The following is a 21,207-nucleotide window of genomic DNA, read 5'->3' on the forward strand; positions in this document are numbered from 1 at the left end:
AGGAATCATCCTCTCTTTTTCTTTTTATTTATCTCCGATCGCCTTGGCCATATTCATACTGGTTACTTCATATCCCATCTTCTTGTAAAGAGCAACCGCCACGGTGTTATGTGCGAAGACGTGAAGCGAAAGCTGTTCTACTCCGAGCTCCCTGGCATATTCTTCAAGCGCTTCGAGGCTCAGCTTTCCGTAACCTTTTCCTCTGAATTCTTTGTAGATCACGAAATCATAGATGAATCCCTTATTTTCCGTAGCGGAGAAAACATGCAGCCAGAGATAACCTATCTTCTTGCCTGTCTCCCTTTCTATAAGGCTCAGGAGTTCATGATTCTCTGTGTTAAGCCCGTTGGTAAGCAATGAATCGATTTCTCTTCTCGATTTCTCGAGCGCGTCCTTCTCTTCCCATCTTCCCGATTTGACATTCTCTATCGCATAGTTTCTTACCAATCCTTCGGTAAAGATCTCGAACTCATCGGGCTTCATCTTTTCCAGCCTTATCATTCAGTTACCTCCTTCCTAGACAAGATCCAGCAAGTGTTTCTTCAAGAGTTCTTTTACTGAAAAGACGATGATTATCCCAAGAATGGTTATAGTTGCAGTTCTAACACTGAAACCGTCAAGAGTCAACCCCAATGCAAGTCCGGCAGCCGGTGGATGCTCTGAATCGGTTATCACCATGGCAAACATAGTTAGACCTATCGCCAAAGATCCCATGAAGGCGAATGAGATGTTATCAGACCACTGAATATTAGTATGTTTAGTCAGCAGATCCAAAACATGAACTCCAAAAGCTACCAGCAGACCGATTGCGTTGCCTCCCAGAACGTACCTTGCGCTGGATGCCCTAAGATTTGGCATCGCAAAGACAATGAATGTCGATGCCCCAAACGAAGCAACAACAACTGCTTCAGAGAGCGCATCAATAAAGAGCAGAATCACGAAGACCGAAATGATCGTGAGCAAAGTCTGGAAAACGTACTTGAGCGGATATTGTCGGAACTTGGAATCTAGTGTTATCATCTTACCTCCTGATTCGCCAAGAAATAACTGCATCTCTCAAGAGAAAGATTTAGGTACCATCAACTGATAGAATCTTCCTATGAAGAGATAGGAATATTCTAAACCATAGGGAGGTCAAGTCGTAGTGTGAGAACGGTTGAAGTTACTCTCGAAGGGAGAGTTCAGAGAGTTGGAATGAGAAACTTCGTGAGGCGGCTTGCAGAAAAACACAGAATCACCGGGTATGTAGAAAACCTGGAAGATGGGTCCGTAAGAATTGTCGCTAGAGGCAATGAGACTGAACTTGCATTGTTCTTGAGAAAAGTGAAAAAGGGATCTCTTCCCGTAAGGCTTTCTGGAGGAAAGATCACCAGAATAATCGAACAGCCCTCTCAAGAGCTGGAATTCAGGGGCTTCGAAAAGAGGTAATTCCATATGGAGGGAAAAAATGATAATTGCCGTAATAATTTTAGTTGCTGTTGCATTTCTGGCCATTGTGGGATTTGTTCTCTCAAATAGGGTCATAAAACCCAGACAGATCCCTTACGAAGAGACCTACCGCATCGAAGTCGAGAATGGCAGAATGGATCCAGATTGGTTCGAAGAGGTCGAAAAGGAAGAGATTTGGGTTGATTCTCCTTATGGATACAAACTCCACGGGTTTCTGATTCCTAACGACAATTCCGAAAGAACCGTAATTATCTGTCACGGCATCACTTATTCACTTTTCGGTTCCATAAAGTATGCAAAGGTTTTTCACAAGCTGGGCTACAACATCATCGTATATGACCACAGGAATCACGGAAAAAGCGGAGGTACGAATACGACTCTAGGCTTCTACGAGAAGCATGATCTTGCCGCTGTAAAGAAATGGGTTCTGGAAAGACTTGGGGCGAATACTCGAATCGGCCTACACGGAGAATCGATGGGTGCTGCAATAGCTCTTCAATACCTTTCTCTTGATAACGAGATCGATTTCTGCGTCGCCGACTGCGGTTTTTCTGACCTCGAAGAATTGCTGTCGGTAAGGTTGCGTGAGGACTTTCACCTTCCCTCGATTCCATTCATTTGGCTGGCTCGATTCTTTGCAAAACTCCTGACTGGCGCGAATCTAAAAGAAGTAAGCCCAATAAAATCCGTAAGAGAGTCGTCAGTTCCAGTGATGTTCGCGCACGGAGCTGAAGACCATTACGTTCCAACCTATATGAGCGAAAAGATGTACAGAGAAAACAATTCGAAAAACCATCTTCTAGTAGTTCCCGGAGCTGCTCATGCAGCGTCTCTCCCAACCGATCCGATCACATATGAAAAAGAAGTTGAAAGCTTCCTTCGCAAGCATAAGCTCCTATGAAAGATTACACTCTCCTTATCATTTATCATATTAAATAAAATATCCAACAAATCGCACTTCAGACTTGAGAATCTAATCTCCTTACCGTACTTTTTCGTATTTATGTGCCTATGTTTGTCATATTAGCAGTCAAAGGGCCTTATAACTTTGAAATTAGCTGCACTTTATGGATAATCACTTCTCATACTTCTTAATCATTGAATACCTTAACTTGGCACTCTTAGAATTATTATGTTGGACTTTGTAATACTTTGATATATGTTCTAATTATTGCAAAATACTGTTGTGTATTACTATGTGTTTTTATAATAATTGCCATTGAGATGATAATAGTGCACCAAAAAAAATTATTCTACACTATACGTACTAATTAGACGTTCTGTGCAATGTCACAGAACTAAATTAAAAAGGGGGCGAAAGAAATTGCGTAAGAGACTTACCTTGTTTCTTCTCGTAACTGCACTAGTTTTTGGTGGCAGTATTTTCCTACTGAGAAGGGACCAATATCTGATATCATCTACTTCAACGTTAAGATGTCTCAAGAACTAGGTCTGAGGGCAGTCGCCGAAGGACTAACGGATATTTTCATGGAAGGAGTTCCCGGCCCAACCCTGATGGGAATGGATCAGGCAACTCGAGAAAAATGGATATCTACTCCGTTCCGTCGCTGACTTATACTCTTTTCGTCAATCCATACCCGAACGAAGCTCCTTATGTGGGAGAGGTTAATGGAAAAGACTTCTTCAACGTAATGGCTATCAACGAGTTCAGGTATGCTCTCAATGATCTGATCAACAGGTAGTATATCGTTGACGAGATCCTCGGAGGAGCCGGCGGACCGATGCTCTCTATCGCAACTCCAGGTCAGCCCGGTACCTACAGATACGGTCTGGTAGCGAACAAACTCGGCCTTAGCTTTGAAGGTAACGAGACGAGAGCTATCGAGGCCATGAAAAAAGCTCTTGAAGAAGCCTCCAAGATTCCTGAGAATCAGGGGAGGCTCGTTGAAAGAGCCGGCAAATGGTGCTTCGACAACGAACCCGTCACCGTAAGGTTCGTTACGCTATGAACCCTGCACTCTCGCAGTGAAGCTCTCGACAATGCTCTTTCTCGATTGATCCTTTCGGTGGACGGGTTCATGATCTGGGACGATGGACCAAGGATGTCTCCTCAAAGCTGATCGCTGCTAAAAACAACGTTGAACCCAGCAAAAGCTTCCCAGACGAAGTGGGCATTGCGTCCCTGAACAATCTTCGCCGGCATTCCGATTCGGAGGACGATGGACCGTTGACGGTCAACGTTGTGCTCAGCAGCGTTCAGCGAAAAGCGTCTCTTTCCCCGCGAAGCGGGCACTGCGACCTAGCGTGATCTTCGCTAGCCTTGCGTCTGATGTTTTATTCCAGCATCACTTTCTGGGGCAGCCAACCTTGCGCCCCGCCGAAGGCGGCAATACATCTTGTGTCAGCGATAACCGGCTCTTGCCATTCGTCTTATCGACTTCCAGGAAGATTTCTCAACTATGAAGTGAAGGTATAAAATCTTTCTCTTCAGTGATGACTCTGTTTATTTCGCCAACTTCAGCCATCTTGAAGGGAGCAATAACATCGAATTTGCTCCTGTCTATTAGAAGTATTCTCTCACTCGAGTTGAGAAGCATTTTTCTCTTTATACTAGCAGAAAACGGACTGAGTTCGAAGGTACCTATCTTGCTTCTGAACGAGGCTGCCGAAAAGAAGAACTTGTTTGCATATATGGAGCTCACGAGACTTTCGGCTCTAGGTCCGATGAGCGAATCAAATCCATACTGTAGGCTTCCGCCGCTCGATTCAACTGAAAACCCCTGTATTTTCGATAGGGCAAGCAGGATGTTGATTCCATTCGTGATTATGTGCAGTTTATTGAAAGCCCTGGATAGCTTCAAAGCAAAAACGTAGCATGTGGTGCTTTCATCTATGAAGAGGACATCGTTTTCTTCAACATACTCTATAGCTTTTGAGGCTATTATCTCCTTTGACTCTCTCTCTACTCTGAGTCTTCTCAAGAAGAAGCTGTTGGGATCTGTTTCTTGATTCACCGCTCTTACGACTCCGTATCCGTTGATAAGGAGGCCGGATTTCTGCAGATCTCTCAAGTCTCTTCTCAGCGTGACGAGAGAAACATCCATTAGGGATGCAAGTTCTTGAGTATTGATCGATTCTCTTTCGGAAAGAACGCTGAGAATGTTTTGTCTTCTGTCTTCTTTCTTCAAAGCCATTTGCTCAACTCCAGCATATCTGTTTTATCTGACTCTCCTCCTGGCTAATCTTAGAGCCTCTACACCAAGGAGGAGTGCACCCCAAAGCGCCAGCGTGAGAAACTGACTTATCCCAAGAAGGTTCAGGCCGCTTGAGATCACTTGCAACAAGACCAACCCAAGGAAAACACCGGACACCTTTCCAAATCCACCATTTGGATTGATTCCACCCAGAACTGAAACTAACACGGTAACTAGAAGATATGAAGAACCATAACCGGCTTTTGCGGAATTGAATCTGGCTATCATTATCAGTGATGCGATACCTGCAAGAAGACCAGATATCATGTATACGAGAATAATCACTTTGTTCGTATTTATCCCAGAGAAACCGGTCGCCTTGATGTTCGAACCAATCATGTAAGTGGATAGACCCAGACGAGTCTTGTTAAGCAAAATCGCCACTGCTATCGCGACCGCTATCAGAATGAACATAGGAACGGGGACTCCCAGAAATGTACCGTTGCCGATTACCAGAAGACTCCTGGGGAGGCCCGAAATCACGTACCCCCTTGTTATTACGAGGCTTATTCCTTCTAGAAGCGTCATCGTACCAAGTGTCGCAAGAATCGGAGAGATCCCTATATATGCTATTATCACTCCGTTCGCAAGACCCACTATCAGCGAAATGGACATTCCTGCGAGAATCGCCAGAAACACTATCCAGCCCAATTCACTCCCTCCCATGTTGGGAGTCACATTTCTTGTCAGAATCATTGCCATGATTATTCCCGAGAGATTCGCCGAGCTTATTATGGAGAGGTTTATCCCACCCGTAAGCATAGTTATCATCATCGCGAAGGCAAGCACTCCCAGTTCGGGAAGCTGGAAGGCCATAGACTGAAGATTGCTTGGTCTGAGGAACTTGCCGGGGAGAGCGAGTGAAAACAGCAAGACGAGAATCGCAAGTATTACTCCCAGGGAGAAAATCTCTGAGTTCTTCGACAGTATTCCTCTCTTAGTGTCACTCTTCGACATTGATTATCGCCCCTTTTCTCTCGCGCAGTTTCCTCTGGTATGCTGTTATTCCTACGCTAATGACAATTATGGCCCCAACGAAGACCTTGTGCCAATAAGAAGAGATTCCCAACAGCGTCAACCCGTTCTGAACAATTACTATTAGACCAAATCCCAGAATCGTTCCGAGGATGCTCCCAGTACCTCCGGCCAAACTCGCACCTCCGAGCACCACCGCAGCCAGGACTTCGAGCTCTCTTCCCATAAGAGCATTGGGAGCTACAGTGAGCATCATATTCGCCTGGACCGTAGAAGCTATGCCTGCTAGAAAGCCCATGTAACAATAGACGAAAAGCTGCGTCTTGAGAACGCTTATGCCCACACGTCTTGCGGCTTCTTGATTTCCGCCCACGGCGTATATGTTTCTTCCCAGAGCCGTGTGCTTAAGTATCAGCCACGTAAGAATGAAGGAAATAACAAGAACTAGAATCGGTATAGTAATTCCCGGGTTGTCTCCGAATCTGACGAGATTCCTCTCCATGAACCACATTGGGAAGCCGTAAATCCAGGTACCGCCGCTTATAAATATCAGAAGGCCGTAGAACAGGTTCATGGTTGCGATCGTCACTATTATTGGCGGAGTTTTGAGGAAATAAATCAGTAAAGCGTTGATAAAACCCAGAGCAATTCCTACAACCCCTCCTATAGCAAAGGCCAGGAACATATTTCCGCCCCAATGTATAACGATAGTAGCCATTACATACTGCGCAACAGTAGCGATGGCAGTGAAAGAAATGTCAATCCCTCCAGAGATTAGGACAACGAGCACACCCGCAGCCATAATTGCAAGGAAAGAATTGCTTTCCACCATGCCGTAAATATTGGTGAAGGTCAGGAAGCTTGGCTTCATAATAGTGAAAAACAGAGACACTACGACTATCACAAGCAAGAGGTAGAATTCGCTCTTGCCGAATGCCTTTCTCAATACTGAATTACTGTCCGTTGATCTTCTCATACAGCTCTTTCTCCGTAAGCTCGCTGGAATTATACTTACCGACTATTCTGCCCGCACTCATTATGTACGTCGTATTTGAATGGTATATGGCTTCTTCAGCTTCATCGGTGATCATGATAATAGAAATGCCTTCTGCCGCCAGTTCTCTTACTATCTTATATATGCTGTCTTTTGCGGCAACATCGATTCCCACCGTCGGCGAATCAAGGATCAACACCTTCGGGTTTATTGCAAGCCACTTGGCGATTACAACTCTCTGCTGGTTGCCGCCGGAAAGAGTATTCACGGGAGAATCAACAGACGGAATCTTTATCGAAAGTTCATCGACCCAACGCCTCACTTCTGTTCTCTCCTTGACCTTGCTCAAGAGCCTGATTTTCGACAGTATTCTCTTCAGAAACGTAAGCACAATGTTCTTGCTTACTGACTGTTCCATAACGAGACCATGTTGCAATCGATCCTCGGGCACATATGCAATCCCAGCTCTCATAGCGGCCAGGGCACTTCGAGGGTTGATTCTCTTCCCTTCTAACAAGATCTCTCCGTCGTCGGGAGGATTCATTCCGAATAGAGAGAGAACGAACTCGGTTCTGCCTGAACCCATCAACCCTGTAATACAGACTATCTCTCCCTTGTGAACCTTTAGATCAATGTCTTTGTAGTTGTCGGTTCTGGAAAGCTTTCTCACTTCAAGAACGACTTCATCGCCAGAATATGGAGGAAGCTTCGAGTATTCGAACTCTTTTCCCGTCATGAGATATGAGAGTTTCTGTCTTGTAAGCTCCGAAGCGTCAAACACTCCGACTTTCTTTCCGTCGCGAAGAACCGTAACTCGTTGGGCCACAGCCATTATTTCATCAAGTTTGTGGCTGACGAAAAGCGTGGCTATCTCTCTGTTCTGAAGCTCGTTGATCACTTTAATGAGAGACTGAACTTCATTCTTGCTGAGAGAAGCTGTCGGCTCATCCATAATCACCAGCCGTGCATTCGCGTTTATTGCCCTGCAGATAGCAACTATTTGTCTTTCTGCAATGGATAGCTGGCTGACTTCCCTTCGAGTATCAAGAGAAACTCCGATCTTCTTCATGGTTCTGACGGCCTCTTTTTCGGTCTCTTTCCAGTTCATTAGACGGCTTCCGGTCTCCACTCTGGAAGAGATGGCGATGTTCTCGGCCACAGTCAAATTCGGGAAGAGCGACAAATCCTGATATATTACCTGAATACCTTCCCTTACGCTATTTGAAGACTTCTGGTGACTTATTCTCCTGCCGTCAACATATATCTCGCCGCCGGGATCGGGCGAGTGAATACCCGAGATGATCTTTATCAGGGTACTTTTGCCCGAACCGTTCTCACCAACCAGGCAGTGGACCTCTCCCTTCTCCATTTCGAAATCGACTGAATCGAGGGCAAGTACACCTCCGAATCTCTTCGAGATATTCTTCATCTCCAACAACTTCTCAGCCATAATTACATCACCGGAAAGAGAGGGGGGCGGACCCCCTCTCGAAATCAGAACCCGTAAGAAAGGGCGTTTTCAGCAGTTATATCGATTTGCGCGTCAAATTTGACTATGTTTCCTTCGAGAGTTGCCTTTCCAAGACCGGGTATCTCAAAGCCATCGACGACCACCGGCACAATACCTTCCGGAACTCCGGCCTCTGCAAGAGCATTCTTTGCGTCCAGCAGTGTTTTCGCAAGATAAACCTGTGCAAATCCGGCATCCTTCGGATCCCACAGGTAACCCCACTGCATCAAACCCTGCTTCAGGTAAGGGTCAGCGTGACTCGGAATTACCGTACCTACAATCTGAACCTTTCCCTTCATGTTCCTTGCGTTGAGAGCCTGAGAGGCACCGATCGGGCCTAGAGAGCCGAACCCGACTATGCCCTTCAAGTTCGGGTAAGCATTGAGAAGCTCGAGTGTCTTCTGATAGGAAAGCTCCACACTTTCGCCACACGGAATCCTCTCGGTCACCAACTTCATGTTCGGATACTTCTCTGCAACATATGCAAGGCCTACATCTGCCCAGAAGTTGTGAAGCGGAACTGTAAGCCCGCCGACAAATACCGCAAACTCTCCTTCTCCGCCCATCAGCTGCGCGAGCTTTTCGAAGTTCGCCTCTCCGAACTTGACGTTGTCTATCGTTTCAACGTCCCAGTCGCCACCCTTCTGCTCTGGCGACTCGTGAGTGATGATAATGATGCCGTTCGCTCTTGCCTTCTCGAAGACAGGCTCAAGAGCCTTAGCATCATTAGGTACTACACAGATTGCATCGACGCCCTTGGCAATAAGGTCTTCAACAATCTTCACCTGCTGAGCAGGATCTGCATCTGAAGGCCCTATCTGGTAAGCGTTCACCCCGAGTTCTGAAGCGGCATCTTTGACACCGACTTCCATTCTGTTGAACCAGGGAATTCCACCGATCTTAACAACAACGGCGATTTCATAGTTGGCTGCTAAGACAGCAACTGTAAACAAGACACAGAGCAGGAGCATCAGAAATTTCTTGTTCATTCGCATCCCTCCTTCTATGTGACCGGTAGGCCGGCCCATCAAAAAACCATAGAAAACTACTTAAAACACTAACCTGATAACTTGTGATCAAACTCATTTTATCAATTCATTCTTTCAAATCCATACCCGAAGGAATCTGATTATTGAGACTTACGGCTGATGAATGACATTTAAGCTTTGATAGTCTCGATTCTTGTATGATATCGGCCGTGGTTCCTCTTTGAGAAGAATAATGAGTTTTATGATGATTAGAGAGTCCGAACTCCTGTAACTCAAGTCCCTTCTAAAGCCCTTTGTGGAATAGCGATTGACGCACGTTTTTGACCCAGAGCAGTTGTAATCGCAAGAGTCTCCCGTTACTTGTCTCTAATCCGATTTCACATTGCTTGAATCTTTTTGGTAAGCTTAATAAGTGTAGGCGATATGAAGTAATCACTTTGTTGATACACTTTACTCACACTGTTAATCAGCAAAAGTGTTGTCCACAAGTGCAGATGGAATATCAGGAGGCAGTAATGAAGGAAGGGATTCTGTCCATCGATCTGGGAACAATGGGAGTCAAAGTCACTCTTGTCTCCATGAGTGGTGAGATTCAGCGATCTGCTTATGCCGAGTATCCTATAATTTCTGAACTACCGGGACAGGCCGAGCAGGACCCTGCGCTCTGGTGGAAGGGGATTATCGATTGTATAAAGGAGCTCAAGTCTCATGACGCCTGCCTTCCCAAACTTGTAAATGCGATTTCGATCTGCGGTCAGATGCACACTCACGTCTATCTCGACTCTGAAGATAATCCTATAGGCCCTTCGATTACCTGGCTCGATCAGAGAAGCAGCGAAATAATAGAGCAATGGAACAAAGATGGAAGGGCAGATAGGCTCTTCGAACTCACATGGAACTTTCCAACGACTACATATGCAGCACCGCAGATTTGCTGGGTGAAAAAACACAGACCACAAGTCTTCGCGAAAACGAAGTCGATAATGATCGCCAAGGATTACATAAAGTACCTGCTGACCGGCAACAAAATCACTGATCCATCCGACGCGTCCGGGACAGCAGTTTTCGACATAAGAACCAACAAATGGAGCCCCGAAGCCCTTGACCTGATAGGCTTGGACGGCCATCTTCTTTCCGATGTAATGCCTTCGGCAAGAATAATGGGCCACATAACCGAAAGGGCAGGGAAGGAAACTGGTCTGCTGGAAGGAACTCCAGTTGTCAACGGAGGCTCAGACCACTCTGTGGCCGAATTAGGCTCCGGCCTTCTCGGCGAAGGCGAGGTATCCTGCATAGTTGGCACTGCCGGAGTTGTGGCGGCATGTACATCTACACCCGTTATCGACCCAAAAAAGAGAGTTATGTGCTGGAGCTATCCCCTGGAAGGCTACTGGGACATTCTTGGAATAACTCAAACCGCCGCTTCCAGCTTAACGTGGTTCAGAAACACATTCGACAAAGAAAGAAGCAACGAAGTCTTCGACGAATACTCTTCGATGGCCGAAAAGGTTTCTCTCGGATCCGAGGGGCTGGTCTTCCTCCCCTATCTTATGGGAGAGAGAACGCCTCTCTGGGACTCAAAGGCTCGCGGTGTTTTCTTCGGACTTACAATCAAGCATTCCAAAGCCCACATGGTTCGGGCAATCATGGAAGGGGTCTCCTTTTCAATAAAGGATTGCATGAAGGTCGTTGAAGAGCTGGGTGTGAGTTTCGACAGCGTGAATGTCATGGGCGGAGGAAGCAAGAGCCCTGTTTGGAGAAGGATCCAATCCGATGTCTATGGAAAGAAAGTCATGACGCTCGAGACCCAGGACACAGGCTCTATAGGAAACCTAATACTCGCCCTTCTTGCAACAAAGGAGATACGCGACCCCCTGGAGGCGGCCCATCTCATAAGGCGTGTCGAGAGGGTCGATCCCGATCCCGCTAGAGCAGAAAAATACGACAACTTATTTGGTATATACAAGAGAATCTACGATAGAACACGTTCAATGATGGCAGAATTGGAGGCGTATGCGGATGAATAAAGATGAATTTGCAGGACTGGTGCTGGATGCCTGTAAGAAAATGGAAGATCGGGGTATGACTGTTGGAACATGGGGAAACATAAGCGTTAAAGTGAATGATGAAACCTTCCTAATAACTCCGAGCGGGATGAGCTATGGCTGCTTGAAGATCGATGATATTGTGATGGCAGATATGGAAGGCAATACTATTGACAGCAAGCGAAAGCCAAGTATAGAGCATGCGCTGCACAGGATGATCTACAAACACCGGTCAGATGTTGGGGCGGTGATTCACACTCATCCTCAGTACTCAACGGCATTCGCCATAGCAAGAAAAGATGTGCCCGCAGTTTCGGAGGAACTCGTACAGATAATCGGAGAAGGCGTCAAGTGTGCAAAGTATGCGCTTCCCGGGACTGAGGAATTGGCCATTAACGTTGTGGAGGCTCTCGGAAACAGTAATGCAGTGCTTCTCGCGAACCACGGAGCAGTCTGCGTTGGTAGCAACCTGAGCGATGCTTTCAAGGTGGCCGAGGTACTTGAGAAGTCGGCAAAAACGATTATCATGGCAACAATCATAGGAACTCCTCAGGTAATTTCTCACGAGGAGTGTCTTAAGATGCAGGACTTCGTAAAGAATCACTACGGACAGAAATGAATCCTAAAAACCCTTACCACCGATCGACCAACCGCTAAGAGCCGACCGATGTCGGCTCTTTTCTTTTCCGTTGTCAATTCCAACCGATACTTGTCAAAGACTCTCCACGAGTGGGAAAATGATATGACAATATGGCATGATTGTGATTGATAAGTATACATTACCTGGAGGGGGTTATAGTATGGTTTCGCTGGGAATAGATGTCTTGCGGAAAAGAGGTTTCAAAGATCTAAGAAACAAGGCGATCGGTCTCGTCACGAACTACTCATTCGTTGACTCAGATCTGAAGTGGGGAATTGACCTCATGTTCGAAAGCAAACTCAATGTGAAAAAGATCTTCACCCCTGAACACGGACTTGGAGGAGTAGCCGACGGGGCGCATGTAAACGACGATCTCCATCCAAAATACGGCATTCCTGTGGTAAGTCTATACGGGGATAAGCGCAAACCTTTGCAGGAAGATCTCGAAGGGCTTGATGTAGTCGTATACGACATTCAGGATGTTGGCCTGAGATTCTACACATTCATCTATACTCTCGCCTATACAATGGAATCAGCGGCGGAAGCCGGAATTCAGTACGTAATTTTTGACAGGCCGAACCCGCTGGGCAGAGGGGTCTTCGGAAGCAGAATAGATGACGAGTTGCAGACCTTTGTTGGTGGCTATAGACTGCCCCTCCAGTACGGACTTACGGCAGGAGAGCTTGCCCAATATTTCAAGAAGCTCATGAAACTCGATCTCGACCTGCAAGTCGTGAAGCTTGAAGGTTGGAACGGCGAAACTTACGATGCCACGTCTCTTTTGTGGAATGTGCCTTCACCAAATGTGCCGACCTACGAATCTCTTCTAGGTTACGCGGGAACCTGCTTCTTTGAAACCACAAACGTCTCTGAAGGCCGCGGCACATTCAAGCCCTTTATCTTGATAGGCGCTCCGTGGATCAATGGATCGGATTTCGCAGCATTTCTGAAGAGAGAGTTTCCCGATCTCAGATTACGAAGCCGTGAATTCATGCCCTTCTACCGGAAGTACGCAAATGCCAGCTGCAGCGGGGTAGAGTTCTTTCCGAGAAATGACGACAACTTCTTTGTGATAACTTTGAAGATGATGGATTATTTGCTAAAATATGAACAATTTGAGATAATGGACCGCTCAGATGATCTTATCGGCATTGCGAATAGCGCACAGAAGATTAGAACCGGAAAGCTTGACTACAGCCAATGGAAACAGTCAGGGATGGAGTTCATAGAGTTCGCTGAGGATTGTCTCCTCTATCCCGGTGAACTGAATTATCGTGATTGAAGGGGGCCATCATGGGTGAAACGCCGATTCCACTATACTACAAGTTGTACGTTGACTTGAAGGAATCCCTCAATTCCGGAAAGTATCAGAAGGGCGATAAGCTTCCCACGGAAAAGGAGCTTTGCCAACAGTACAGCATAAGCAGACTTACTGTCAGGAGAGCAATGGATGAGCTAAGAAGAGAGGGGTTCATCGAAAGGCTTAAGGGGAAGGGGACCTTCGTCACAGGATCTAAGCGCGAAGAGCAGCTTGCCATACTCACAGGATTCACGGATGAGGCTAGAAAGCGCGGCAGTGAGACCCGGTCTGTAGTTTTGGAGAACAGACTAGTCAGAGTCCCAGCAGATGCAGTAGAGCTCTTCGATATCCCAGCAGACGCAATGGTCGTGCTCCTGAAAAGAGTTAGATTTCTCGAAGGAGAACCCTACGCAATTGAAGAAGCATATCTAAATGTGGGAGCGGATATCCGTTTGCTCAATATTACACAGAGAGACATGGAAAAGGAGTCTCTGTACGGAATCCTAAGAAAGGAGTACGGAATCAATATCTCTTATGCAGAAGAAGAAATGGAACTCACAAGGCTAAAGAAAGAAGAAGCCCGTTTTCTTCGTCAGGAACTGGATGACTGCGCAATAATGAGAAAGAGATTCACGTACACAAAGAGTGATATCTGCATCGAGTATGTTATCTCATTGTACAGAGCAGACAAAAGCAAGTTTAAAATAGTAAGAAGGATATAGATGACCGAGGTTACGGGTAACACCGGTTGGGGGTTGGAGTGGAATAAGACGCAAGGCTCCGAAAAGCACGATATCCTGGCCTGAAGCAGGATGTCGCGAAGGGATGTAGTGAGCAGCCCTGCCCCGAAGATCCGCTGCGCGCTTAAGAACTTGAACCCGCTGATCGCTGTGAAATACGGTTCACCGTTGACCGTTCAAGATCATGGACCCGTTCACCGAAAAGGCCGCTGCACGCTTAAAAGCGGAGAACCCGCTGATCGCTGTGAGATTAAGTTCCCCCATCAACTTTTTGTGGCAAACGGATTTTGGTCTTCCGAGCGTTCAGCGCTCAGCGAAAAGCGGTTCTTTCCCCACGAAGCGGGGCTTGGGTCCCCGGATGCTTCTCCGGGCATTGCGACCTGGGCCGTTCTTGCCCAGCCCTGCGTCTGATGTTTTACTCCAGCATCACTTCCTCGCGCCAGCGAGCCTCACTTCCTGCCGAAGGCGGCAATGCGTCTCGTCTATGCGATTGTTTTGCCACGACAACGCTCTTTCTTGTTCTTCTGAACTAACCGCGCTAGGTTAGCCGTCAAATATCATGACATAGATGGAAGCGTATGGTGCAGCATTATTGAGTAAATCACAAAAGCCTTGATTTGATGTTTTGCAGACGTTACCCGAAGTATGATATAACTAATTATTAGAAAGCCGAGTCTATCAATCCATTTTGATGAAGTAGTGATTTAAGGTATTATTGTATAGATGTTTTCTATACTTTTTGGTAGTGGATAGTACTTTCATATTTGGGGAGGAAAGGATGAGGATCAAGGACCTGCGTTTCACCGAAAAGAAATGGGACTTCGTAAAACCTTTTCACATTGCAAACAATGTCTCCAGCTCCAAAGTAAATATTGAAGTTGAATTAGTTCTGTCGGACGGAACGATCGGTCTGGGCGAATCTTCTTCGTCTTTCAGAGTTAATGGAGAGAGCGGAGCCGCCATTTTTCAGCTCCAGAAAGAAATTCTCGAGATGATAAAGGATCTCGATGTTCGAGACTACAGAAGGATTTTCGCAAAGCTCGATTCATATTCTAGAACGGCGCCAAGTTTGAAAGCTGCCATTCAGTTTGCCACTCTTCACGCCTTTTCCAGATTGATCTCTACACCTGTCTATCAGATTCTTGGCGGAATGAAGGATTACGTCGAGACCGACAAGACGGTCAGCATAGGCAGTCTGGAAGAGACGGTCCATGACGCTAAGGAGATCTTCGAAGCGGGGCATAAAGTTATCAAGATGAAGGTCGGCGAAGATGTTAAGAGCGACATTGCCAGGGTACTGGCAGTCAACGATGTGATCAAGGGTGTCAGGTATGTGATAGATGCAAACACAGGCTATACACCCAAAGAAGCTTTGAGATTCATAGATGCAATGTACAGAAACGATGTGCCCGTGGGGATATTCGAACAACCGGTGCCTGCCGAAGATTTCGAAGGGCTGAAAATAATCAGGCAGGGCTCCATGTATCCTGTTGGCGCAGATGAAAGCGCAAAGACGAAGTATGACGTTATGAGACTCATAAAGGAAGGCGCAGTTGATTACGTGAATATCAAACTCATGAAGTCGGGACTCTCAGACGCTCTTGCGATTGTAGAGATGTGTAACAGCGCGGGTATAGGTCTTATGATCGGCTGCATGAGCGAGTCTGGTGTAGGAGTCTCTCAAAGCGTCCATTTCGCTGCTGGAACCGGCGCATTCACGTATCACGATTTGGATTCTCATTTATTGCTTAAGAATGTCGATCCTGTCGGATTCAGACAGGAGAAAGATAGACAGTATCCTATTTTGTTCTAATTTTGTCATCACCCTGTACGTGGGAAAAGGAGGTGCAAGAATGAAGCGAAGCTTCATATTGATTTCACTAATGGTACTTCTTGTTGCAGCCATGGGATTTGCTGCAACTCCAAAAGACACTCTTGTAATAGGCGCAAACACCGGTATTTTTATTACCATGGATCCTGCCGTTGCCTATGAGGTCTTTCCGAACAAAATCGTCGCTGCCATCTATGCTCAATTAGTCAAGCTAGAGGCAATTGACGGCGTCATCGTTCCAGTCCCAGACATTGCCGAGAGCTGGGAGATTTCCGATGACGGACTTACCTACACCTTTAATATCAGGAAGGGAGTCAAATTCTCCAACGGTGATGCCCTAACAGCCGAGGATGTTCTCTTCTCTCTGAAGAGACCAGTTGTTCTCGAGTCTGTTTCTGCGTGGTTCTTGGTCGATATCTTCGGCATAAACAAGGACAACGTGGACGAGAAGATAAAGCAGATCGACGATTACACTGTGTCCATAACCTTGAACGCTCCTTATGCAGAAAACATCACACTTGGGATTCTATCCAACATGTTCACAGGTATCGTCAACAAAGACGTAGTCCTTGAACACGAAGTAGATGGAGACCTTGGTGGCGCATGGCTTACAGATCACTCCGCTGGTGCAGGCCCATACGTTCTCGTTCAGTGGGAGAGAAACAACGTTATCCTTCTTGAAGCCAATCCGAATTACTACGGCGAACAGCCCCCTCTGAAGAGAATCATGATTAGAGACATCCCCGAAGCATCTAACCAGAGACTTCTTCTTGAAAGAGGAGACATCGATGTTGCCTGGGATCTTACGCCACAGCTGCTTGAAGAGGCCAAGAGAAATCCCGACATAGTTGAAGTCAAGGTTCCGGGACATTCAAACGAGTATCTCGCGATGAATGCTACCTGGGGACCCCTTGCGAACCCTAAGGTAAGAGAAGCCGTAAGGTTCTCGATCAATTACGAAGAGATCGTCGAAGACATTATGCTCAATAACGCTCTCCTAGTACAGGGGTTCATAAACAAGGGCTACTTCGGCTATGTGGAAGAAAACCCATTCTACCAGGATATCGAAAAAGCTAAGGCTCTTCTCGCCGAAGCAGGATACCCTGATGGATTCGAAGTTGAGCTTCTGACCAGCAATACTGACACGAGAAAGGCAGAGGCCGAGAAGATCCAGGCAGACCTGGCGCTTTCAGGAATAAAGGCCAATATAGTAATAATGCAGTCTTCTCAGATGTACGCCAAGTATCGTGCACAGGGTCATCAGATGATCATTGCCGGCTGGGGCAATGACTATCCCGATCCGGACAACCTTGCAATGGCTCATGCAAACTACAGGGCAAAACAGCTAGCGTGGAGAAATGCATGGTTCGACGATTATGCAGCGACACTTTGTGAATGGGGTCAGATAGAACCCAATCCAGACAAGCGTGAACAAATTTACAAGGATCTTACAGAATACTGGTTCCATAATGGGCCTTTTGCGATGCTATACCAGACTGTAGAGTTCTGGGGAATTCGCAAAGAAGTCAAGAACTTTGAAGAAGCGGCTTTCGGCTACGGAATGCTGTTCGACTTCACAAAGGTTTCTAAGTAATGTGTCCCCCGCCCCGTTCTCTTGAACGGGGCGTATTCTTTCTGAAAAATCAGATATTGATGCGGGGGTAATTCTATGAACTTCGGACAATTCTTACTCAGAAGACTATTCTTGATGGTCATAGTGCTTTTCGGTGTCGCCTGTATTGTCTTCTTTATAGCAAATGTAATACCCGCCGACCCGGTTGGGGCTATTCTCGGGGGAAACGCACCGCCTGAGGCCGTTGATAGATTGAAGGCGAAGCTTGGATATGACCAACCACTTGCAATTAGATTTGTCAACTTCATTACCGGCGCGGTTAGAGGTGATTTCGGCGTTTCTTTGAAGACCTCGAATCCCGTCATGAAAGATATAATGAACTACTTCCCTGCCACGATGGAGCTTGCCTTAGTTGCGATAATCATCTCTATCTTTTTAGGTATTACTCTTGGAATATTGTCGGCCGTTCACCGTAACAAAGCTATAGACCAGTTTTCGAGAGTCTTTTCGATACTGGGTGTCTCTATGCCGGTATTCTGGATAGGACTTCTTCTTCTGCTTGTCTTCTACTTCAAGCTGGGATGGCTTCCCGGAAGCGGAAGGCTGGGCTTTTTTACCAACCCACCTCCGAGAGTTACGGGAATGTACCTGATAGACTCGATTATCGCCGGTCAGTGGGACACTTTCAAGGAAGCCTTGATGCACATTCTTCTTCCTGCTTTTGTTCTAGGCTATAACGCTACGGCATCCATCGCAAGGATTACGAGAGCCAGTATGCTCGACGTACTGCGACAGGACTACATAAGAACTGCAAAATCAAAGGGTTTGAGAAAGAACGTCGTAATTTATCGCCACGCGCTGAGGAATTCTCTGATACCAACCGTTACGATAATCGGGCTCGTCTTTGGAGGCTTGTTGGAGGGAGCCGTTCTTACAGAAACGGTCTTTTCTTGGCCAGGTCTCGGAAGATACATTACCACCGGAATGCTCTTCCTTGACTATCCTGCAATAATGGGTGGTACTTTGTATATAGCACTTATTTACTCGATTGCGAATCTCATTGTAGATATTCTCTACGCTCTTCTCGATCCAAGGATGAGGATGTGATCTAGATGGAAAAGACAGTAAAAGTATCTAAACCATTCATGGATGATTTAAAGCATACAGTCTTTCTCTGGAGAAAGAGCCGCCTCACGATGATCGGATCGGCGATAATCCTGATATTCCTGCTCATGGCCGCCTTCGCGCCTCTGATCGCGCCATTCGATCCGGTCCAGCAAAATCTACAGAACAAGCTCCAGGCTCCCAGCTGGCAGCATCTCTTCGGAACAGATCAGTTCGGTAGGGACATCTTCAGCAGGGTAATTATCGGATCGAGAATCGCTCTGTGGATCATATTCCTGGTTTCGGTGATCAGCGGATCGATCGGTATCATAGTGGGTGTCACGGCAGGCTACTTTGGAGGGATTGTTGACGAAGTTCTCATGAGGATAACCGACATGTTCCTAGCCTTTCCAAGTCTGGTGCTCGCCATGGCCTTTGCGGCTATGTTGGGGCCAAATCTGACAAACACGATAATTGCCATATCTGTTGTCACTTGGACAACTTATGCGAGGCTATCAAGGGCAGAAGCAACAAAAGTCAAATCACAGCCATACATTGAAGCTATACGTGCGGCAGGTGGTGGCAATCTCAGGATAATGTTCCTTCACGTTCTACCGATGTGCATCTCTCCCGTTCTAGTTCAGCTGACCCTAAGGATGGGAACGATAATCCTCACCGCAGCAAGTCTCGGCTTTCTCGGATTAGGAGTTCAGCCCCCGACGCCTGAATGGGGAGCCATGGTTTCCGACGGCAGGAATTACCTGATAGACCAGTGGTGGATATCCACCTTCCCTGGAATATTCATCGCGTTTGTCGTCCTGGGATTCAACCTCCTCGGTGACGGAATAAGAGACATGCTCGATCCAAGGTTGAGGAGGTAATCTTATGGAGCTGAAAGGAAAACTACTGGACGTATCCAACCTGAAGGTATCTTTCTACACATACAGGGGAGTCGTCCAGGCACTCAATGGTGTCGACCTCTGGATGGATTCCGGTGAGAGACTGGGAGTCGTCGGGGAGACCGGTTGCGGGAAGTCAGTTACATCTCTGGCAGTAATGCGATTGATAGAACAGCCCGGTGAGATTCAGGAAGGAAAAGTGATTTTCAATGGCACGAATCTCGTCGAACTCACCGAAGAGAAGATGAATCGGGTAAGAGGCGCCGAAATGTCTATGATATTCCAGGAACCACGTTCATCGCTGAACCCGGTAATGAAGGTAGGCTATCAGATCGGTGAGTCAATAGCGAAATCCAAGAAACTCAAGATCAAGCACACCTACCCCGAGGTCAAAGAGATACTACGCCTTGTCGGGCTTGATCCCGAAAGAGTTATGAACAGCTATCCACACGAACTCAGCGGTGGAATGTCTCAGAGAGTAATGATTGGCATGGGACTTGCAAGTCATCCAAAACTGTTAATAGCCGATGAACCAACATCTGCTCTGGATGTTACCATTCAAGCTCAGATTCTTGAGTTGCTCGACGAACTGGCTAGAAAGATGGGGAACGCCGTCATGTTGATTACACACGATATGGGAGTCGTTGCGGAATTCTGTGACAAAGTACTTGTAATGTACGCCGGAAACTCGGTCGAATATGCATCTACTGCCAGACTGTTCGAAAAGCCGTTACATCCTTACACGGGTGGTCTGCTTCAGGCGGTACCGAGAGTAGGAAGAACAGATGAACTCAAGGCAATAAAGGGAACTGTTCCCGATCTGGTGAACCCTCCTTCCGGTTGCCGATTCCACCCGAGATGTCCGCACTCGATGGATATCTGCAAAGTGGAAAGACCACCATTTGTGGAGATCGAGCCCGATCATTACGTTGCCTGCTATCTCTTCGAAGGAAAGAGCGAGGTGAGAGAAGATGCCTGAGACCTTAATCAAAATAAGAGGACTTAAGACTTACTTTCCGGTGAAGAAGTCGATCTTCTCGAAGAAGCTCTTTGTTAGAGCAGTAGACGACGTGAATATGGACATTCCAACGGGCTCAACCTTTGCCGTGGTCGGAGAGTCTGGCTCGGGAAAGACGACTCTTGCAAGAACCATTCTCAGACTAATAGAACCGACTTCAGGTGAAATAGAATTCGAAGGAAAGGACATACTTGGACTCAAAGGCAGGGACCTGCTCGAAGTTAGAAGAAATATGCAGATCGTTTTCCAGGACCCATACAATTCTCTTCATCCCAGAAAGCTTATAAAGAACATAATTGGGGAAGGGATGAAGATTCATTTCAAGATCACCGACGTCGAAATACGAGACAGGATTGCGGCCGTTCTTAAAGAAGTAGGGTTGATAGACGATCACATGTACAGATACGCACATGAATTCTCTGGTGGGCAAAGACAGAGGATTGCATTTGCGAGAGCCATGGTTCTCAAACCGAAGTTCATCGTTCTTGACGAACCTACATCGGCACTGGATGTCTCAGTTCAGGCAATGGTTCTGAAGATGATGAAGGAAATAAAGGTTCAAGAAAACCTGACGTATATGTTCATAACACACAATCTATCCCTTGTGGATTACATCGCCGATAGAGTGGCCGTTATGTATGTCGGAGAAGTAGTTGAGATGGGAGACAAGAATACGATCTTCAAACATCCCTCTCACCCATACACTGATCTGTTAATGGCTTCCAACCCTGTCCCGGATCCGAAGTTCGTAAGGGAAAAGCGTTTGTTGAAAGGGGAGATACCCAGTTCGATCAATCCCCCTTCCGGCTGTAGGTTCCACAACAGATGCCCCTTCGCAGACGAACGCTGCGCTAAAGAGGCCCCCGCTCTCAAGGAGATAGGACCCGATCATCATGTGAGGTGTCACTATCCTCTCTAGTTCTTG

Annotated in this window: 21 protein-coding genes; 14 read left to right on the plus strand and 7 right to left on the minus strand. The window is 46.7% G+C overall.

Annotated elements, in window-relative coordinates; genetic code table 11:
- Window positions 1-24: 24 nt before the first annotated feature.
- On the minus strand, window positions 25-501 hold the full coding sequence (locus tag Q502_RS10605; protein WP_099828493.1) for a GNAT family N-acetyltransferase: 477 nt from the start codon (window positions 499-501) through the stop codon (window positions 25-27).
- Window positions 502-516: 15 nt separating this feature from the next.
- Window positions 517-1,020 carry an HPP family protein gene (locus Q502_RS10610; protein WP_165775308.1) on the minus strand — a complete coding sequence of 168 codons (504 nt, stop codon included), beginning with the start codon at window positions 1,018-1,020 and terminating at the stop codon, window positions 517-519.
- A 126-nt stretch (window positions 1,021-1,146) separates the two neighbouring features.
- Between Q502_RS10610 and Q502_RS10615 the strand changes: the two genes are divergently transcribed.
- From Q502_RS10615 to Q502_RS14815, 4 genes are all read left to right on the plus strand, one after another.
- Complete coding sequence (locus Q502_RS10615; RefSeq protein ID WP_099828495.1) at window positions 1,147-1,428, plus strand: acylphosphatase; 282 nt, start codon at window positions 1,147-1,149, stop codon at window positions 1,426-1,428.
- Window positions 1,429-1,447: 19 nt separating this feature from the next.
- The gene (locus tag Q502_RS10620; RefSeq protein WP_099828496.1) at window positions 1,448-2,350 is read left to right on the plus strand and encodes an alpha/beta hydrolase; all 903 of its coding nucleotides are present in this window, start codon (window positions 1,448-1,450) and stop codon (window positions 2,348-2,350) included.
- A 643-nt stretch (window positions 2,351-2,993) separates the two neighbouring features.
- Window positions 2,994-3,152, plus strand: a complete 159-nt coding sequence (locus tag Q502_RS14810) for a hypothetical protein (RefSeq protein WP_243392172.1) — start codon at window positions 2,994-2,996, stop codon at window positions 3,150-3,152.
- 39 nt (window positions 3,153-3,191) lie between these two features.
- Complete coding sequence (locus Q502_RS14815) at window positions 3,192-3,419, plus strand: hypothetical protein (protein WP_243392173.1); 228 nt, start codon at window positions 3,192-3,194, stop codon at window positions 3,417-3,419.
- 444 nt (window positions 3,420-3,863) lie between these two features.
- Here the strand turns inward: Q502_RS14815 and Q502_RS10630 are convergent, their stop codons facing one another.
- The 5 genes from Q502_RS10630 to Q502_RS10650 are packed head-to-tail and all read right to left on the minus strand — an operon-like array spanning window position 3,864 to window position 9,132.
- Entirely contained in the window at window positions 3,864-4,604 is a 741-nt protein-coding gene (locus Q502_RS10630) for a DeoR/GlpR family DNA-binding transcription regulator (protein ID WP_099828497.1), read from the minus strand.
- 24 nt (window positions 4,605-4,628) lie between these two features.
- Window positions 4,629-5,621, minus strand: a complete 993-nt coding sequence (locus Q502_RS10635; protein WP_099828498.1) for an ABC transporter permease — start codon at window positions 5,619-5,621, stop codon at window positions 4,629-4,631.
- Window positions 5,608-6,615 (minus strand): ABC transporter permease, encoded by a 1,008-nt coding sequence (locus tag Q502_RS10640; RefSeq protein ID WP_099828499.1) that lies wholly within the window; start codon window positions 6,613-6,615, stop codon window positions 5,608-5,610. The genes Q502_RS10635 and Q502_RS10640 overlap by 14 nt, the downstream gene beginning before the upstream one ends.
- Window positions 6,593-8,083, minus strand: a complete 1,491-nt coding sequence (locus tag Q502_RS10645; protein WP_099828500.1) for a sugar ABC transporter ATP-binding protein — start codon at window positions 8,081-8,083, stop codon at window positions 6,593-6,595. Before Q502_RS10645 ends, Q502_RS10640 begins: the two co-directional genes overlap by 23 nt.
- A gap of 44 nt (window positions 8,084-8,127) precedes the next feature.
- Window positions 8,128-9,132 (minus strand): autoinducer 2 ABC transporter substrate-binding protein, encoded by a 1,005-nt coding sequence (locus tag Q502_RS10650; RefSeq protein ID WP_099828501.1) that lies wholly within the window; start codon window positions 9,130-9,132, stop codon window positions 8,128-8,130.
- Window positions 9,133-9,647: 515 nt separating this feature from the next.
- On the opposite strand from Q502_RS10650, the gene xylB reads away from it, so the two are divergent.
- From xylB to Q502_RS10705, 10 genes are all read left to right on the plus strand, one after another.
- Window positions 9,648-11,159: a xylulokinase gene (xylB, locus tag Q502_RS10655; protein WP_165775310.1), complete on the plus strand. Its 1,512-nt coding sequence runs from the start codon at window positions 9,648-9,650 to the stop codon at window positions 11,157-11,159.
- A complete protein-coding gene (locus tag Q502_RS10660; RefSeq protein WP_099828503.1) occupies window positions 11,152-11,796 on the plus strand; it encodes a class II aldolase/adducin family protein in 645 nt (214 codons plus the stop codon). Before xylB ends, Q502_RS10660 begins: the two co-directional genes overlap by 8 nt.
- A 181-nt stretch (window positions 11,797-11,977) precedes the next feature.
- On the plus strand, window positions 11,978-13,099 hold the full coding sequence (locus Q502_RS10665; protein WP_099828504.1) for an exo-beta-N-acetylmuramidase NamZ domain-containing protein: 1,122 nt from the start codon (window positions 11,978-11,980) through the stop codon (window positions 13,097-13,099).
- 11 nt (window positions 13,100-13,110) lie between these two features.
- On the plus strand, window positions 13,111-13,839 hold the full coding sequence (locus tag Q502_RS10670) for a GntR family transcriptional regulator (protein ID WP_099828505.1): 729 nt from the start codon (window positions 13,111-13,113) through the stop codon (window positions 13,837-13,839).
- A gap of 796 nt (window positions 13,840-14,635) precedes the next feature.
- On the plus strand, window positions 14,636-15,670 hold the full coding sequence (locus Q502_RS10680) for an L-Ala-D/L-Glu epimerase (RefSeq protein ID WP_099828506.1): 1,035 nt from the start codon (window positions 14,636-14,638) through the stop codon (window positions 15,668-15,670).
- A gap of 40 nt (window positions 15,671-15,710) precedes the next feature.
- Entirely contained in the window at window positions 15,711-17,282 is a 1,572-nt protein-coding gene (locus tag Q502_RS10685) for an ABC transporter substrate-binding protein (RefSeq protein ID WP_099828507.1), read from the plus strand.
- A 75-nt stretch (window positions 17,283-17,357) separates the two neighbouring features.
- Window positions 17,358-18,368 carry an ABC transporter permease gene (locus Q502_RS10690; protein WP_099828508.1) on the plus strand — a complete coding sequence of 337 codons (1,011 nt, stop codon included), beginning with the start codon at window positions 17,358-17,360 and terminating at the stop codon, window positions 18,366-18,368.
- A 5-nt stretch (window positions 18,369-18,373) separates the two neighbouring features.
- A complete protein-coding gene (gene nikC, locus Q502_RS10695) occupies window positions 18,374-19,246 on the plus strand; it encodes a nickel transporter permease (protein ID WP_099828509.1) in 873 nt (290 codons plus the stop codon).
- A gap of 4 nt (window positions 19,247-19,250) precedes the next feature.
- A complete protein-coding gene (locus Q502_RS10700) occupies window positions 19,251-20,243 on the plus strand; it encodes an ABC transporter ATP-binding protein (RefSeq protein ID WP_099828510.1) in 993 nt (330 codons plus the stop codon).
- A complete protein-coding gene (locus Q502_RS10705; RefSeq protein WP_099828511.1) occupies window positions 20,236-21,201 on the plus strand; it encodes an ABC transporter ATP-binding protein in 966 nt (321 codons plus the stop codon). Before Q502_RS10700 ends, Q502_RS10705 begins: the two co-directional genes overlap by 8 nt.
- The last annotated feature ends 6 nt before the right edge of the window (window positions 21,202-21,207 follow it).

This window comes from Mesotoga sp. Brook.08.YT.4.2.5.2., from assembly GCF_003351125.1.
Classification (GTDB): domain Bacteria; phylum Thermotogota; class Thermotogae; order Petrotogales; family Kosmotogaceae; genus Mesotoga.

Coding starts and splice junctions, on each gene's coding strand:
- Q502_RS10605 (WP_099828493.1), bottom strand. CDS start 501: ATGATAAGGCTGGAAAAGATGAAGCCCGATGAGTTCGAGATCTTTACC.
- Q502_RS10610 (WP_165775308.1), bottom strand. CDS start 1,020: ATGATAACACTAGATTCCAAGTTCCGACAATATCCGCTCAAGTACGTT.
- Q502_RS10620 (WP_099828496.1), top strand. CDS start 1,448: ATGATAATTGCCGTAATAATTTTAGTTGCTGTTGCATTTCTGGCCATT.
- Q502_RS14810 (WP_243392172.1), top strand. CDS start 2,994: ATGGATATCTACTCCGTTCCGTCGCTGACTTATACTCTTTTCGTCAAT.
- Q502_RS14815 (WP_243392173.1), top strand. CDS start 3,192: ATGCTCTCTATCGCAACTCCAGGTCAGCCCGGTACCTACAGATACGGT.
- Q502_RS10630 (WP_099828497.1), bottom strand. CDS start 4,604: ATGGCTTTGAAGAAAGAAGACAGAAGACAAAACATTCTCAGCGTTCTT.
- Q502_RS10635 (WP_099828498.1), bottom strand. CDS start 5,621: ATGTCGAAGAGTGACACTAAGAGAGGAATACTGTCGAAGAACTCAGAG.
- Q502_RS10640 (WP_099828499.1), bottom strand. CDS start 6,615: ATGAGAAGATCAACGGACAGTAATTCAGTATTGAGAAAGGCATTCGGC.
- Q502_RS10645 (WP_099828500.1), bottom strand. CDS start 8,083: ATGGCTGAGAAGTTGTTGGAGATGAAGAATATCTCGAAGAGATTCGGA.
- Q502_RS10650 (WP_099828501.1), bottom strand. CDS start 9,132: ATGAACAAGAAATTTCTGATGCTCCTGCTCTGTGTCTTGTTTACAGTT.
- xylB (WP_165775310.1), top strand. CDS start 9,648: ATGAAGGAAGGGATTCTGTCCATCGATCTGGGAACAATGGGAGTCAAA.
- Q502_RS10660 (WP_099828503.1), top strand. CDS start 11,152: ATGAATAAAGATGAATTTGCAGGACTGGTGCTGGATGCCTGTAAGAAA.
- Q502_RS10665 (WP_099828504.1), top strand. CDS start 11,978: ATGGTTTCGCTGGGAATAGATGTCTTGCGGAAAAGAGGTTTCAAAGAT.
- Q502_RS10670 (WP_099828505.1), top strand. CDS start 13,111: ATGGGTGAAACGCCGATTCCACTATACTACAAGTTGTACGTTGACTTG.
- Q502_RS10680 (WP_099828506.1), top strand. CDS start 14,636: ATGAGGATCAAGGACCTGCGTTTCACCGAAAAGAAATGGGACTTCGTA.
- Q502_RS10685 (WP_099828507.1), top strand. CDS start 15,711: ATGAAGCGAAGCTTCATATTGATTTCACTAATGGTACTTCTTGTTGCA.
- Q502_RS10690 (WP_099828508.1), top strand. CDS start 17,358: ATGAACTTCGGACAATTCTTACTCAGAAGACTATTCTTGATGGTCATA.
- nikC (WP_099828509.1), top strand. CDS start 18,374: ATGGAAAAGACAGTAAAAGTATCTAAACCATTCATGGATGATTTAAAG.
- Q502_RS10700 (WP_099828510.1), top strand. CDS start 19,251: ATGGAGCTGAAAGGAAAACTACTGGACGTATCCAACCTGAAGGTATCT.
- Q502_RS10705 (WP_099828511.1), top strand. CDS start 20,236: ATGCCTGAGACCTTAATCAAAATAAGAGGACTTAAGACTTACTTTCCG.